15 protein-coding genes are annotated in these 14,595 nt (G+C 51.8%); all 15 read right to left on the reverse strand.

What is annotated here, in order from left to right; genetic code table 11:
- Positions 1–160: 160 nt before the first annotated feature.
- The 15 genes from WES_RS03765 to pppA all read right to left on the reverse strand — a co-directional run bounded on the left by WES_RS03765 (position 161) and on the right by pppA (position 14,534).
- The gene (locus WES_RS03765) at positions 161–853 is read right to left on the reverse strand and encodes an ABC transporter ATP-binding protein (RefSeq protein WP_016159819.1); all 693 of its coding nucleotides are present in this window, start codon (positions 851–853) and stop codon (positions 161–163) included.
- Complete coding sequence (locus WES_RS03760) at positions 850–1,626, reverse strand: ABC transporter permease (RefSeq protein WP_016159818.1); 777 nt, start codon at positions 1,624–1,626, stop codon at positions 850–852. Before WES_RS03760 ends, WES_RS03765 begins: the two co-directional genes overlap by 4 nt.
- Positions 1,627–2,771: 1,145 nt before the next feature.
- Positions 2,772–3,308 carry a GspM family type II secretion system protein YghD gene (gene yghD, locus WES_RS03755; protein WP_016159817.1) on the reverse strand — a complete coding sequence of 179 codons (537 nt, stop codon included), beginning with the start codon at positions 3,306–3,308 and terminating at the stop codon, positions 2,772–2,774.
- Position 3,309: 1 nt separating this feature from the next.
- Positions 3,310–4,488, reverse strand: coding sequence for a type II secretion system protein GspL (gspL, locus tag WES_RS03750; RefSeq protein WP_016159816.1), 1,179 nt, complete (start codon positions 4,486–4,488; stop codon positions 3,310–3,312).
- Positions 4,485–5,462: a type II secretion system minor pseudopilin GspK gene (gspK, locus tag WES_RS03745; protein WP_016159815.1), complete on the reverse strand. Its 978-nt coding sequence runs from the start codon at positions 5,460–5,462 to the stop codon at positions 4,485–4,487. The genes gspL and gspK overlap by 4 nt, the downstream gene beginning before the upstream one ends.
- Complete coding sequence (gene gspJ / locus WES_RS03740) at positions 5,459–6,064, reverse strand: type II secretion system minor pseudopilin GspJ (RefSeq protein ID WP_016159814.1); 606 nt, start codon at positions 6,062–6,064, stop codon at positions 5,459–5,461. The genes gspK and gspJ overlap by 4 nt, the downstream gene beginning before the upstream one ends.
- Positions 6,061–6,432: a type II secretion system minor pseudopilin GspI gene (gene gspI, locus WES_RS03735; protein ID WP_016159813.1), complete on the reverse strand. Its 372-nt coding sequence runs from the start codon at positions 6,430–6,432 to the stop codon at positions 6,061–6,063. The genes gspJ and gspI overlap by 4 nt, the downstream gene beginning before the upstream one ends.
- On the reverse strand, positions 6,429–6,992 hold the full coding sequence (gene gspH / locus WES_RS03730) for a type II secretion system minor pseudopilin GspH (RefSeq protein WP_016159812.1): 564 nt from the start codon (positions 6,990–6,992) through the stop codon (positions 6,429–6,431). The genes gspI and gspH overlap by 4 nt, the downstream gene beginning before the upstream one ends.
- 3 nt (positions 6,993–6,995) lie before the next feature.
- The gene (gene gspG / locus WES_RS03725) at positions 6,996–7,451 is read right to left on the reverse strand and encodes a type II secretion system major pseudopilin GspG (protein WP_016159811.1); all 456 of its coding nucleotides are present in this window, start codon (positions 7,449–7,451) and stop codon (positions 6,996–6,998) included.
- Between the two features lie 16 nt (positions 7,452–7,467).
- Positions 7,468–8,691, reverse strand: coding sequence for a type II secretion system inner membrane protein GspF (gspF, locus tag WES_RS03720; protein WP_016159810.1), 1,224 nt, complete (start codon positions 8,689–8,691; stop codon positions 7,468–7,470).
- Positions 8,691–10,184 carry a type II secretion system ATPase GspE gene (gene gspE / locus WES_RS03715; protein WP_016159809.1) on the reverse strand — a complete coding sequence of 498 codons (1,494 nt, stop codon included), beginning with the start codon at positions 10,182–10,184 and terminating at the stop codon, positions 8,691–8,693. Before gspE ends, gspF begins: the two co-directional genes overlap by 1 nt.
- On the reverse strand, positions 10,184–12,244 hold the full coding sequence (gene gspD, locus WES_RS03710) for a type II secretion system secretin GspD (RefSeq protein ID WP_016159808.1): 2,061 nt from the start codon (positions 12,242–12,244) through the stop codon (positions 10,184–10,186). The genes gspE and gspD overlap by 1 nt, the downstream gene beginning before the upstream one ends.
- 29 nt (positions 12,245–12,273) lie before the next feature.
- A complete protein-coding gene (gspC, locus tag WES_RS03705) occupies positions 12,274–13,233 on the reverse strand; it encodes a type II secretion system protein GspC (protein ID WP_016159807.1) in 960 nt (319 codons plus the stop codon).
- A gap of 15 nt (positions 13,234–13,248) precedes the next feature.
- The gene (gene gspS2, locus WES_RS03700) at positions 13,249–13,659 is read right to left on the reverse strand and encodes a type II secretion system pilot lipoprotein GspS-beta (RefSeq protein WP_016159806.1); all 411 of its coding nucleotides are present in this window, start codon (positions 13,657–13,659) and stop codon (positions 13,249–13,251) included.
- 65 nt (positions 13,660–13,724) lie between these two features.
- Positions 13,725–14,534: a prepilin peptidase PppA gene (gene pppA, locus WES_RS03695; protein ID WP_016159805.1), complete on the reverse strand. Its 810-nt coding sequence runs from the start codon at positions 14,532–14,534 to the stop codon at positions 13,725–13,727.
- Between the last annotated feature and the right edge of the window lie 61 nt (positions 14,535–14,595).

Here is a 14,595-nt window from a genome sequence, read left to right on the forward strand (position 1 = left end):
TTAACTATAGATGATATACGTATAAGTATTTAAACAACATAAAACTGGATATATTTAGATATATTCAACACTTCATAAACAATAGCGTTTCATATTTATTTTTGTATGGCATGTTAATATATTGCCAACGAGGTTTGTTTTTATTTATATATATATGTTTTTAGCCATAGCATTCATAATTACTCAATATGTAATATTTTAAATTTTTGTATTCCTCTATCCCCTCCTGAACATCCTCATAAAAACCAACCGCATTATCGTCTTTAAACACAATCGCCACATCACAAAACTCTTTCAATGAATTCAAGCTATGTGAAACCATCAAAAAGCTAGACTCTTTATGCCTTTCTTTAAATAAGTGAGCGCACTTTTCTTTAAACCTGGCATCACCGACTGCGGTTACTTCATCGACGATATAATAATCAAACTTAAATGCCATGCTTAAACCAAAGCCCAGGCGAGATCGCATACCAGATGAGTAAGTTTTGATCGGCATATCAAAGTACTTGCCGAGTTCAGCAAATTCTTCGACAAACTCAATTTTCTCTTTCAGTTCTTCTTGCTTCGCGTATAACCGCGCAACAAATTTTACGTTTTCGCGTCCGGTTAAACTTCCCTGAAATCCACCGGCGAGGCCGACTGGCCATGATATCGTTTTATTGGTGATGATCTTTCCGCTATCGGGGCGGTCAATGCCACCAATCATTCTCAGTAACGTTGATTTACCTGCACCATTACGACCAATAAAGGCAACGCTTTTTCCTGAAGGGATTTCGATGTTTAAATCCTTAAACACATAGTGTCGCCCCGTTGGCGTACGATATGACTTCGTCAAATTCTCAATCTTAATCATGATGTCAGCATTGCCTCCTCACGAGTTCGGTATAACGCCAGACCAATGAACAGGGTTATCAATGTAAACATTGCCAGGTAGTTCAGACTCACACCTTCGCTTATATAGCCAGGCATGACGGCCTCGCGGCTTAGCTCCACCACATGTACTAATGGGTTCCAGAGAAGATAAGACCAATATTGCTTAGGAATTGAGTGCAGAGGGAACATGATGCAGGAGATGAAATAAAGAGGCTTAAGAAGTATCGGTAGAACCTTTTGCATTTCGGGGAAGGTTTTACCAACGACCATAAATATTAAGCCAATGCTGCATGAAAGTATGATCAGCAGACTCCAGGTGACCACAAGTTGTAAAAAATTTGTTATCTCGAAATATTCACCTGCCATCCAGACAATGAGCATAAGCAGAATATAAACAGCAACGTAAATCAGCGTCTCAAGCAGAGCGCGCGCAATGATCGTATCGATGGGTTTTACTGGACGATAATTAAACAACCCCTGGTTCGCTTCAATAGCACCTACAGAACGATTGCTGATACTGCTAAAGATAAAAAAGGGAATCAGGCCATTAAGTAAAAACACCGGGAACGAGATGTCTGGCATCGTGCGGTGCATAATGTAACCAAAAATGCCCAACAGTATCAGCAAATGCGCAGAGGGTTCGAGAATCGCCCACAAATACCCCAGACGAAACTTACCAAAACGTGTTCGTATTTCTCGTAGAAATAATGCCTCTACGGTGACTTTCTGGACTTCAAATCCACTTCTTGCCATTTGATGATGTGATCCTAATCTCTTCAGGTACGCTACCGCCCTTGGCTTAACAGCTACCAATACACTGGAGGTAATACTTGTTTGTAATTGGATAAAATACGTTCAGACGGTTTGGCTTTTTTAATAGCCGCAAACAATTTCAGCAGAAATTATTTCTGCAGGGATAAATTGTTCTATTTCCGTCTTATTTCTTCTAATCCATTCTTCAGGCATGAATGTATTCGGTCTTCTGGTCATTTCAGAAAACTGGCCGTTTTAGAATGTAGAGTTAATTTCTCAGGAAATTATGCGTAACTCTTTTTGCTTAGCCTGTATGGGTAAAAAAGACGTAAAGCACCATGCGTTCTGGATTACTCCGGAACACACTTATTCAAAAATGAGCTTTTAATTTCGCAAGAAATTATTTTTGCTTTTACTGTTAACTACTGGATTATAACACCACCTATAAATTTTATGCGTAGCAACACCTGCAATCTGTTTCACACCAGAACGCACGAATTCATTACCAATCAATTGTTTACCGGAAAACTATTTCCCTATTTAAAATTCACTCATGTACTTCTTATTTATATCTTCAGCCCCCTCTTTGCGGTCATATTTGTGATATTCGTCACATTTAAACAATGTTATTTAAGTCGCAGGAATAATTCCGGCAGCAATTATTGTTGTCGATTAAAATATATGTCTTGATTATTTATCGCGTTTATTTTAACCAGCATTACAGCCAGCACTATCCCTCAGTAGATATACCTGAGCAGACATTGTTTCAAATCGACGGATAGTTTCTGTGGAAATTATTTTACTTACTTAAAATTTCCTTTCTGATTGTATCCAGGAATTTTAGTAATTTCCAGGCTACACAAAATACAGATCACACAAGAATTATCCTATATGTTTTGACCTATCAATTGCCACTCAATGATTCATTACATCTATTAATATTCATGATGTATTGCCACACTTAAGCATATTTATAGGATGCAGGGCTGCTTCAGGAGAGAACTCGTATCTGTTGTTTTGCAGAACATTCAGTGATGAGAGGAATGGGATATTTCTTATTGCACAAATATTCAATTCGGTGAGTGGATAAGAAGATTATACACTCACCTTTCGGGTTGAATTTCACAGGGAATTTACTGGAACACTTATCCTCTTATCAACTCCAGTCGCTGCACATTCACCATCCCTGGCTTCTCACCTGCGCTGACATCAATTTGTGTCACCCGCAGCGCATACTTTTCATCCAGCGCGTTTAACCAGTTCAGCAGGTCATTAAACACCACAGGATCTATCCAGACCTGGATATTCTCCCCGCGCTCGGCTATCCGCTTAATGACCACTGAATGCGCCGAAGCACTGTCACTGATGACCCGCGATACCTGCGCAGGCGTTGTTGTGGCGGATTTTCGCGCTGCGATAATATCCGGCGCGGCGCTCTTCAGTCGCGCGTTCATCACCACCAGCTGCTGCAACATCGTCTCCTGTTGCTCAATCCGTTCGCTCAAAGGCTGCCAGATGAGGACGTAATATCCGGCGCTAAACAGAAACACCGCCGCTGCCAGTAACATGCCTTTTTCACGCGGCGAACGCCCCGCCAGGTGTTGTGCCAGCCAGTGTTCGCCACGGCTTAACTGGCGCTCACGCCATTGCTGAAAATAGTGAATAAATTTATCGCGTAACATGTTATTTCCTCCGCAACGTTACGCCGCCGGAAACCGCATCACCCTCTTTCTGTAACGCGTCCTGTTGCACAACATAATCAGCCGCCAGTGCGCTACGCAGTTTGTCGAAACTGGCAAAGTTCGCGGCCCGCAACTGGAGGTGAAGAGTCTGGCGTTTTTGATCAAAGGTGAAACCACGCATCTCGATGTCGGAAAGTGACGCCGTTTTCAGGGTGCTGGCGATCGCTGACAACTCTGCGAGCAGCCTGGTATCGTCGGCCTGCGGGCGATATTTTTTCAGCGCCATCGTCACCTGAGAGCGTAAATTCACAATCCGCTTCTGCTCCGGGAACAACGTTAAGAACTGTTTTTCCGCCTGGGCGCGGCTTTGCGCCACCTGTTCACTGACGCTCCATAACGTCACACCACGTTCCACTGCCAGCGCAACCAGAATCAGCAATACCGGCAGAACCATCACCCGCCAGCGCGCCCACTGTTTTCGGTAGCTGACGCGAGGTTGCCACTGGCCGCTCAGCAAGTTCCCTTCGGGTTCTCCGGATGTGGTAATGGCTGGCAGAGCCGTGATCGTCAGGCGTTCGGCGTCCGCGCCAGCCCATGCTGATAGCTCTTCCGGTGCAATGCCGACCACGGTTAGCGAAAGCGGTAAATCCTGCTCATTGAGCTGGGCGCGGAACATAACCGGAGCCAGCGCCCGCCCGGCGCTCCATCCCCGACATTCATCGATACGGCAGATAACCCGTTGCGCATCGCCAGCCATATAACCACAAGGAATGGACATCCAGTCCGGCGCGACGGTAGCGCGGGTGATACCGTTTTCCTGCAACCACTGCGCAATGTTGCGCATATGCTGTTGGTGAATCACTGCCACGGTTGCCAGTTGCTGGTCGATTTTCAACGGGGCGAAATGCAGTTCATCGATATCCTGGTTCAGCTCTTCTTCCAGTAAGGCGGGCAGAATTGTCGGTATCTGCTTGCGGGCGACATCAGGCAGTTCAACCTGCCAGACGCTGATCCATTCGCCGGGAATGTAGAGTCGAATCGCATCAGTTTGCAGCCATTGCTGGAGATGCTCATCGGCAGCGTCAGGCCAGATGCCGTGCTCCACGTCGGGTGTACGGCGCTGCCAGCGGATGGGGTCGGTGACGCAAAGCGGGAAAAAAATCTCAAGCATGGAACTCACTCACTTTCTCCTGTCTGATGCCAGAGAACCGAAAAGTGTTGTGGCCCCATGCGGACAATTAACGAGTTCATCGTCAGTTCAATCTCATTCACGGTGATATCCGAACGCAGCCAGAAGTAATTGCTGTCCACGCTCAGGACGGTTTTTAGCTGTTTTTTAGTACGCTCATCGACGTCAGCAAGTAGCGGCTGTGCAAGAAACTGATCGACATCTTCCCAACCCTTTGCCGGACGTTGTTGTAGTAACGCCCGCGCCTGAACAGGGCTTAACCACGGGTCAAACAGCGCCTCGAGAATCACGCTTTGCGTGACGTCTAATGTGTTGATGTTGATTTGCTGGCGGGTCATCGGCAGCGCACAAACCAGCGGTTTCAGTTTTTGATAGAGTCCGGCGTCCATTCCCTGCACCACTCGCATCTCGCTGATATCAGCTAACGGTTGATTAGCGGCATAGAACGGCACCGAGCGGGCGAGATACTCGCTGTCTTCACGCCCCAGACGCGTCTGCACGCTGCGATCCTCGTCAATAAACTCCCACAGGCTTTCGGCTATCAGTTCGGCTCGATAAGCAGGCACATCCAGGCGCGAGATCAGGGCAATCAACTGTTGTACCGCAAGCGGACGCGATGCCGTCGTCGGCTGAGCGAGAGCATTCAGGTTAAAGCAGGCCTGTGCGTCACGCAGGGTGACGGCAATTTGCCCCTGCGGCAGAGGAAAAAAACGAGGGCCGGATGCCCACGGCTGCGCCAGATGCACGCGTTGTTCATTTTTCAGGCTCAGACTGAGCGCGCTCAGCGCCAGGCTTTCTGCACTGGCGCTGTACCACAGCGCCTGCTGGTACTCCTGCTGGCTGCGCGTTCGCCCAAGTTGTTGTTGCATCCACCCGGAAAGCGTGATGGTTACCAGCATTATGACCGCCAGCAATATCAGCACCACGACCAGTGCCATTCCGCGTTTTGGTGGTGAGGTGGTCATGATAATTGCGGCCCGCGTAACAACCAGATGCGTTCAATCTCGCCCCATTGCGGCGAATGCAGAGTCATGCGCACCGCCACAGGGATCGCCTGCCCTGACGACCAGCTCTCCTGCCAGCGCGTGCCGTCGTAGAACTGCAAACGGAGCGAATCCGCCGGGATTAATTTTTGCGTTGTTGGCTTCACGCTGCCTGCTGCATCGGTCAGCGGCCAGGACAATCGTTCAAGATAACCGTCATGAATGCGGTAACCGACGGTAAGCAGATTACTGCGCGGCAGGCGCATCAACGGATTAACCACACCGCCACGCACAAAGCGTATCCCTTCACTCTCAGACGCCAGCACGCCAGCGCCAACCAGTAACGCCGGTTCCCGCTGCCCCTGATCGCCTCTTACCGGGCGTGGCATCATTTGTGTCAGATCGTGGGTCAGAAAACTCATCGTTTGCTGCATGAGGTTTAGTTTTTGATCGTGTTCGCCGACGGCGCTATTCACGCGCGTGACGCCGTTTGTCACCTGCTGCGCCATCAGTGCCAGTGAGGCAAAAATGGCGATTGCCACCAGCATTTCCAGTAACGTGAAACCAGCGCGAGTCTTTTTCATTGCTGGCCTCCCACGGCGCTAAACCAGGCGCGTCGTGACTGAACCACCGACGAAAAGTCTTCGTGACGGCTGACTTCAATATCCACCGCCTGAAGCAGCGCGTTACCTGTATTCAGCGGTGAGGTTCGCCAGTACCAGCGGCTTCCTGCCATATCGCTCTCGCCCTGATGCCTGACCGCCCGTTGTTCGCGGGTCATCAGGTAGAGCAGTGCGGTCTGGTTTTCAGCTACCCAGCCCGCTACCGTTTTCTCCTCAAGAACCTGCTGATTACTCAACGCACCGCTGGCAATTTGTAGTACCGCCGTGGCAGCCAGCGCAAAAATCGCCAGCGCGAGCATCACTTCCAGCAACGTAAATCCGCGCTTCATGGCATCCTCTCATCACATTGATTGAGGGATAACGCGCCATCGTGCGCCAGCTTTACCGCCCAACATGCGTTTTGCGCCGCCGAATAGAATCGCAGCGTAAACGGCGTGGCGGGTTCAAAAGGCGAAAAACGGATCTGCGGCGTCTTCTTTTTCGCCTCTTTTTGCAGCTCCAGTTCAATATCATGCAGCGTCAGGCGACGACGTTGCAGCTCCAGAGTATATTCCTTCTGCCAGATATCACTTCCGGGTTGTAACAGCATCTGCACCTGTTTCGGCACCGTAACCTGTGCCGATAACCGGGTCGCAGAAACGGGCAACCACTGCCCCTGACGACGCTGCATAAACTGGTAGCCAGGCGGGTCGATTAACACACCGAGTGTTTTCCCTTCGATCACTGCCCTGTCCTTAAACTGCGCAAAGCGAGTCAGAAAATCCTGCGCCGCTTTTTTCGCGGGCGATTCAGAATCGGTCGCAAAAGTCTGTACCACGCCCACACTGGCAAGGCCGATAAGGAAAATCACCAGCATGATTTCCAGAAGAGTGAATCCGCGTTCAGGCACTGATTACTGAAACTCCTGCAAATTCCAGTTACCGATATCTGCGCCAGCGCCTTCTCCGTTTTCCTGACCATCCGCCCCTAAGGTGTAAACATCAAACATCCCTTTTTCACCGGGGCTGAGATACTGATAATCATTGCCCCACGGATCTTTTGGCAGTCGTTTAATGTATCCACCTGGACGGTAGTTGCGGGAATCCGCCATATTGGCCGGTTGCTGGATCAGCGCCTCAAGCCCCTGCTCGGTGGTCGGATAACACCCGTTGTCCAGTCGGTACATATCCAGCGCGTTTTCCAGCGCCACGATATCGCTGATGGCTTTTTGCCGATCCGCTTTCTCTTTGTTGCCCAGCAGGTTAGGCACGACCAGGCTTGCCAGAACGCCAAGAATAACAATCACCACCATCACTTCCAGCAGGGTAAAACCTGCCCGTGGTTTTTGTGTGCGGGATAACGAATTCATGTGATAACTCCGTAAATTACATTCCAACCATATTGTTCAGTTGCAGCATCGGCTCAAGGATGGCGATGACGATAAACAGCACCACGCCCGCCATCATCACCACCAGTGCCGGTTCAAACAGCCCTAACGCCAGCCCCACCTGGGTATCAAACTCCCGCTCCTGGTTGACTGCGGCCTGTTCAAGCATGGTTTCCAGCTCGCCGCTCTGTTCACCGGAGGCGATCATGTACAACATCATCGGCGGGAACAGGTGAAGCTCCGCCAGCGCGGCGCGCAGACTGCTTCCTTCGCGGACGCGATCTGCCGCCAGCAGCAGTTGTTGCTCGACATAGCGATTTGCCGACACGGCGGCGGCGGTCTGAATGCCTTCCAGTAGCGGAACACTGCTGGCAGTGAGGATGCTTAAAGTGCGGGAAAAACGCGCCGTATTCAGCCCGCGCGCAACCCGCCCCGTCACGGGCAGGCGCAGCAAGGTTTTATCCCAGCGCAGTCGCATAGCAGGATTTTTGAGTAGCCGTTGCCCGAGCACCAGAAGTCCCAGCAAACCTACCAGCCAGTAAACGCCGCTGGCCTGTAACGCGTCGCTCATGGCGATAAGCGCGCGGGTGGAAGCGGGCAGCGCATGTCCGAGATGATCAAACTGTTCGATGATTTTCGGCACTACCGCCGTCAACAAAATAGTGACCACGCCCGTTGCCACCACCAGCAATACCAGCGGATAGAGCATGGCCTGCAACAGACGTGATTTCAGGCGCTGGCGCTGTTCGGTGTAATCCGCCAGGCGATTGAGCACCACGTCGAGATGCCCGGATTTTTCTCCGGCAGCCACCATCGAACAAAACAGAGAATCAAAGACGCGGGGATGTTCGCGCAGGCTGTCCGACAGGGTGTAACCCTCCTGAATCCGGCTGCGCAGCGCCATTCCGAGGCTTTTTACATGCAGTTTTTCACTTTGCTCACTGACCGCCTGTAAGCAGGTTTCCAGCGGCATTGCTGCCTGCACCAGCGTTGCCAGTTGACGAGTGAACAGCGCCAGATCTGCCGCCGCCACGCGACGATGTGCGTGCCGCCGACGCTGCAACATTCCCCCTGACGAAGCATTCAGCCGGGCTTCAATGTGCACGGGAATGAGCTCTTTACCGCGTAACAACTGGCGGGCATGACGCGCGGAATCCGCCTCAATCATGCCTTTGGTTTTGCGACCATTACGTTCCAGCGCCTGATAGTAAAACAGTGCCATTACGCCTCCATGGTTACCCGCAGAACTTCATCGAGAGAGGTTTCTCCGGCGAGCACTTTCTCAATGCCGTTGCTGCGGATACCCGCAGAGTGTTGCCGGACATAACGTTCCAGCTCCAGTTCCCCGGCCTGACGGTGGATCAAATCACGCAATGTGGCGTCCACCACGATCAGCTCATGGATGGCGGTACGTCCGCGAAAGCCTTTGTGATTACAGGCGGGACAGCCCTGCGGATGGTACAGAGTGACGGTTCGCGCATCGGTAATCTCCAGCAGGCGTTTTTCTTCGTCGGTGGCAGGCACGGGCTGGCGGCAGTCGGGGCACAGCGTGCGAACCAGTCGCTGCGCCATCACGCCCGTCAGACTGGAAGAGAGCAGGAAAGGCTCCACGCCCATATCCTGCAGGCGCGTGATCGCCCCCACCGCCGTGTTGGTATGCAGCGTGGAAAGCACCAGATGCCCGGTAAGTGAAGCCTGGACAGCGATTTCTGCGGTTTCGGTATCGCGGATTTCACCAACCATCACCACATCCGGGTCCTGGCGCAAAATCGCGCGCAGGCCACGGGCGAAGGTCATGCCGACGCGGGTGTTGACCTGCGTCTGACCGATCCCTTCAATCATGTATTCGATGGGGTCTTCAACCGTGAGAATGTTGCGCGAATGGTTGTTCAGCTCCTGCAATCCGGCGTACAGCGTGGTGCTTTTGCCGGAACCTGTCGGCCCCGTCACCAGAAAGATACCGTGCGGTTTGTGTAACAGCTGGCGCAACTGCGCGGTCAGTTCATGGCTCAACCCCAGACGCTCCAGCGTCAGGCGGGCCTGGTTTTTGTCCAGCAGTCGCAGCACCACGCGCTCGCCCCAGGCGGATGGCATGGTGGAGACACGCACGTCAATCGCCCGACCGCCCAGCAGCAGCGCAATACGTCCATCCTGCGGTACGCGCTTTTCGGCGATATCCAGCCGTGCCATCACCTTGATACGCGATACCAGCAGCGAGGCCAGTTTGCGCCCCGGACGCAGCATTTCATGTAATGTGCCGTCAACGCGAAAACGGATCACCAGACTCTTTTCAAACGTCTCGATGTGGATATCCGAAGCGCCTTCTTTAATCGCCTCTGCCAGCATGGCGTTGATCAGTTTGATGATCGGCGCATCGTCGTCACTTTCCAGCAGATCTTCCGTTTCCGGCAGCTCTTCTGCGAGGGTAAAAAAGTCCTCGGCAGAACCGAGATCTTCCATCAGCTGGCGAGCCTCGGAAGAGTCCCGCTGCCAGACCGCATTCAGCCGCTGCTCAAACTCGGCCTCATCGATTTGCCGCAGCATAAAGGGCGCGTTCAGCCCCCGTTGCAGCTCCTGCAAAACAGAGAGCGACAACGGATGCACATGGAGGATCTCCAGCGACGATTCGCACCATGCCACCAGGCTAAACCGACGGCTGAAACTGTAGGGCAGACGCACGGTGTTAGCGGTGGTTTCCTGTGCTACAGGCACCATTAACGCGTTCTCCCGGCATTGAGGAATGCACGTACTTCCGGCGGTAGGGCCTGGTTTTGCGCTGGCAGTACCGGCTGCGCGGTGTGCGGCATCAGGCTTAAGCCTTGCTCATCGCGATAAATCTGCTCGGCGCGCATATAGTTATATTTGCGCTGCGACACGCCGTCTGCCGCCATACCGTCACGCAGAATCGTCGGGCGGATAAACACCATCAGGTTACGTTTTTCTTTTTTATCTGCCGTCGATTTAAACAGGTTACCAATCAACGGGATATCGCCCAGCAACGGCACTTTCGCCACGCTTTCTCCCGCCTGGTCGTCCATCAGGCCGCCAAGCACGATCAGCTCACCATCGTTAGCCAGCACGGTGGTTTTCAGTTTGCGCTCACCAAACACCACATCGAGGCTGGTCTGCCCTTCCACTTTCGAGACTTCCTGCTCAATCACCATCTGTACCGCGTTACCTTCGTTAATCTGCGGCGTGACTTTCAGCATGATGCCGACTTTTTTCCTCTCTACGGTGTTGAAAGGATTGCTGTTATTGGAGCCAACGGTAGATCCGGTTAATACCGGAACATCCTGCCCCACCATGAAGAAGGCTTCCTGGTTGTCCAGCGTGGTGATGCTCGGCGTGGAGAGCACGTTAGAGCTGGAGTCGTTTTTAACCGCCTGCACCAGCGCCATCCAGTCGCCTTTCACCACGCCAACCGCCGTACCGCTAAAGCCGGAAAGTAGCTGAGCGAGCGTGGAGAGATCGCCGTTGGTATCCGGGTTAATGGTGGTGGCACCGTTTTCGCTGATCACCGTGGAGCCTTTCTGCGGTTTCGCCTGAGAAATCGCCGCCCCCAGCGTGCCGATAGGGATCTGCGTGCCGTTGACAAACTGCATTAATCCGGCATCTTTCGACGCCCACTGCACACCGAAGTTGATATTGCTGCCTTCGGCAACTTCCACGATCAACGCCTCGACATGCACCTGAGCACGGCGAATATCCAGTTGTTCAATCACGCTTTGCAGCGACTGCATGATGTCCTGCGGCGCGGTAACAATCAGGGCATTACTGTGTTTACTGGCGGCGATGGAGACAACCTCACGCCCGCTACCGACCGTGCCTTCCGCCTCTTCTTTAGCGGCGGTGAGCGTGCCGCTGACCTGTTTCAGAACATCGACCAGATCTTCGGCTTTGCTGTATTTGAGATAGAACACCTGGCTGTTGCCGCTGCGCTCCATTTCTGAGTCCAGACGACGGATCAGGCGGCGCATTTTATCCCGCGTGGCGGGATCGCCGCTGATAATCACGCTGTTGGTGCGTTCATCGGCGACAATCTGTGATTTCAGCGTCGCTGGCTGGTTCTCGCCGCTGTTTTTGGTCAGGCTTTCCAGCACGCGGGCAATTTCCGAAGCCGAGGCGTTATCCAGCGGGATCACTTCTTCAGTGCGGTTCCCCGCATGATCCACGCGCTGGATCACTTCCGTCAGCCGTTCCACAACTGAGGCGCGTCCGGTGAGCATAATCACGTTGGAGGGATCGTAATTAACGACGTTGCCAGAACCTGCGCTGTCGATCATCTGGCGCAGAATCGGTGCCAGCTCGCGTACCGACACATTGCGTACCGGCACCACTTTAGTGACCATTTCATCACCCGCGTAGTTGTCGCTACCTTCACCGACCAGCGGCAGCGGCTCGACTTTTGCGGCACTGGATTTCACCACCTTCAGCACATCGTTTTCCATCGGTACGACGGCATACCCCTGCGCTTCCAGCAGGTTAAGGAATAGCTGGTAATACTGGCGTTCATTGAGCGGGGTCATGGTACGAATACTCACTTTCCCCTGCACGCCCGGCCCCATAATGATGGTTTTATTAAGGTTAGCGCCGACGGTTTCGATGAACGATTTCAGGTCGGTATCTTTAAAATTAGCGGTGAAGGTGGCTTCTTCCGCCCAGACCGGTGAACTACATAATGCCGCTGCCAGCACCAGCGGCAGTAAACGCTTTTTTGTTTTGAGGCCAGTTGTCTTCTTACGCCAGACCGACAACGTAATATCACGCCAAAACACGATGAATGATTCTCCTGGATTAAATGCGGTTAGCGCAGCGCGATGGAAATGTCGTAGCGCGCACCCTTGCGTAAAACCGTAAGTTGAATGGAATCCATTGAAGGTAACTGCCGCATCAGAGCAATCATTGCTCGTGGATCAGTAAAATCCTGCTGATTTAACGCAATGGCGATATCGCCTTCCTTGAAACCGCTGGCATCGAACAGAGAACGATCTGCCCCCGGTTTCACTGCATAACCGACAATCCCCTCCTTACGCACGGGCGTAAGCTGGATATAGTTAAAAATTTTCTGCGGATCTTTCGCCAGTGCCTGACGCACGGCAACCGGGATCTCAACTGGCGCACTGGCAGTAGGTTCGGCAACAGCTTGCTTTACTTCGTCACTGACGGCTTTTTTGTTGGTCACGGCTACGGTGGAACGCTCCTCTTCTGCCAGACTCAGGCGCTCCATTTTTCCCTGATAGCGCAGCATCACATGGTCGCGATTGATTTCCTCAATCACCGCGTTGTGAGAGCCAAGCCGTTCACCCTGTAAATAGACCTGCTGTTTGCCGCCTTCTTCAATAACCGCGCCGGGTCTGGCACCAAAGGCGATCCCGCGCAGCACCACGTTAAGACGCGTTTCTGCCACAGGCACAGGTTCAGGTTGTTTTACTGGCGTGGCGACGGGCTGATATTTGCCAAACCAGTTTTGCTGGCTGATTAATTGCACGTCTTTTTTATCGAACGTTTTTGCATCCGCACGTGCCGGTTTATTCGCCGATGGGGAAACCGCCGTATATTCCGCAGAAAAGGAGATATAGCGCCAGAGTGAATACGCCATTTTTGCAGAAATAATAAGCAGCACCAGCCAGAACATCGCGCGTACAATTTTTCGCAGATGCTCTTTGTCTGTATTAAGAGATTGTCTCTGGCTAAGAGTGTGACGAATTTTAGTCAGCCACTGAATGAGATAAATTCGTGCGTCACGAAAAACAACCCGCGCCAATTTATATACCCGACATTATGCTTTGACTATTCCACAGGTGGTACGATCCAGTTTCCGCTGATACTGGTTACCTGTACGTGTATCATTAATCGTTATGCTGTAATTAATTCCCTCAGTGATCATTAATTTCACCGTCGGGTCAGCGCACATTTGTCGTTGATAGCTGTTTAAAAAGGCGTCAGGCGTCTGCGTGGTCTGAGTACCCGCTTCGCTGATAATGGTCATTTTTACCGTCGCACCGCTACTTTGCGCCAGCACTAAGGTATATCCCGCAGATTTAATTGGCAGGTTTTGACTGATATTTTGCGCCTGTTTTTTCGCCAGTAAACTGGCGTTTTCATTATGGCTGGCGCAGCCACTTAATAATCCTGTAACGCTCAACAATAGCGATATTAATACCCTCCCTGGCATCTTTTTTATCGACATGGTTAATAATCTCTAAGGTTATTAATAAGAGTAAAAATGTCACTTCGATAATGACGTTGTTATCATTAAAGCAATGCCTGTAGATAAAGTGTTGCTATACCGCCCAGACTTAAACACGGTCCAAAAGGCAGTGTGGTTGATCCTTTTTTTGTAATAACGGCATATATCAGGCCGCAGCATGAGGCGATTAAAGCAACATTGGGCAGCGACAACGCCCCCACCCAGCCACCTAAAGCGGCGAAAAGTAATACATCGCCCATGCCTAATGCTTCTTTACGCAGAACTATTCCGGCTATCCAGCGCAGCGAGTAAAAAGAGATAAACCCCACCAGTACGCCAGTGACTGCGTCTTGTAGCGTTAACGGACTCTGCTGAGCCCATGCCGCAATCAGCCCCGTCCACAATACGCCCTGAGTAAAGACATCGGGCAGCCATTGGTTATCGAGGTCGATGACACTCGCGGCAATCAGCCAGGCGGATAATATCATCACCGCCAGCCCCCATCCACTTTCCGGCCAGACCAGACTCGCCAGCAAAAAAGCGAGTGCCGTCAATAACTCCACCAGCGGATAACGCTTGCTGATTTTCGCCTGACAGTCACGGCAGCGCCCTTTGAGCATCAGCCAGGAGAGCAGCGGAATATTGTCACGAACGCGGATGGTCTGCTGGCAATGCGGACAGTGCGAGCGTGGCAGCGCCAGGCTTATTTTTGACTGCGCACTCGGCGTTTCACCCTGAAACTCCGCCATTTGTTGGCGAAGCATGATGGGGTAACGCCAAATCACCACATTCAAAAAACTGCCGATGATTAATCCACCAACGGTTGCCAGGATGGGCATCACCGCTGGATATTGCTGAAAAACATCAAAATGCATGGTTAAAGGTTATGTGTTGTAACTTGCCGGATGCGGCGTAAAACGCCTTATCCGGCCTACA

It is taken from the genome of Escherichia sp. KTE31 (genome assembly GCF_000407925.1).
Lineage (GTDB): Bacteria > Pseudomonadota > Gammaproteobacteria > Enterobacterales > Enterobacteriaceae > Escherichia > Escherichia ruysiae.

Excerpts from the sequence above, each read along its gene's own strand:
- WES_RS03765 (WP_016159819.1), bottom strand. The coding sequence starts at position 853 with ATGATTAAGATTGAGAATTTGACGAAGTCATATCGTACGCCAACGGGG.
- WES_RS03760 (WP_016159818.1), bottom strand. The coding sequence starts at position 1,626 with ATGGCAAGAAGTGGATTTGAAGTCCAGAAAGTCACCGTAGAGGCATTA.
- yghD (WP_016159817.1), bottom strand. The coding sequence starts at position 3,308 with ATGTTACGCGATAAATTTATTCACTATTTTCAGCAATGGCGTGAGCGC.
- gspK (WP_016159815.1), bottom strand. The coding sequence starts at position 5,462 with ATGACCACCTCACCACCAAAACGCGGAATGGCACTGGTCGTGGTGCTG.
- gspJ (WP_016159814.1), bottom strand. The coding sequence starts at position 6,064 with ATGAAAAAGACTCGCGCTGGTTTCACGTTACTGGAAATGCTGGTGGCA.
- gspI (WP_016159813.1), bottom strand. The coding sequence starts at position 6,432 with ATGAAGCGCGGATTTACGTTGCTGGAAGTGATGCTCGCGCTGGCGATT.
- gspG (WP_016159811.1), bottom strand. The coding sequence starts at position 7,451 with ATGAATTCGTTATCCCGCACACAAAAACCACGGGCAGGTTTTACCCTG.
- gspF (WP_016159810.1), bottom strand. The coding sequence starts at position 8,691 with ATGGCACTGTTTTACTATCAGGCGCTGGAACGTAATGGTCGCAAAACC.
- gspE (WP_016159809.1), bottom strand. The coding sequence starts at position 10,184 with ATGGTGCCTGTAGCACAGGAAACCACCGCTAACACCGTGCGTCTGCCC.
- gspS2 (WP_016159806.1), bottom strand. The coding sequence starts at position 13,659 with ATGTCGATAAAAAAGATGCCAGGGAGGGTATTAATATCGCTATTGTTG.
- pppA (WP_016159805.1), bottom strand. The coding sequence starts at position 14,534 with ATGCATTTTGATGTTTTTCAGCAATATCCAGCGGTGATGCCCATCCTG.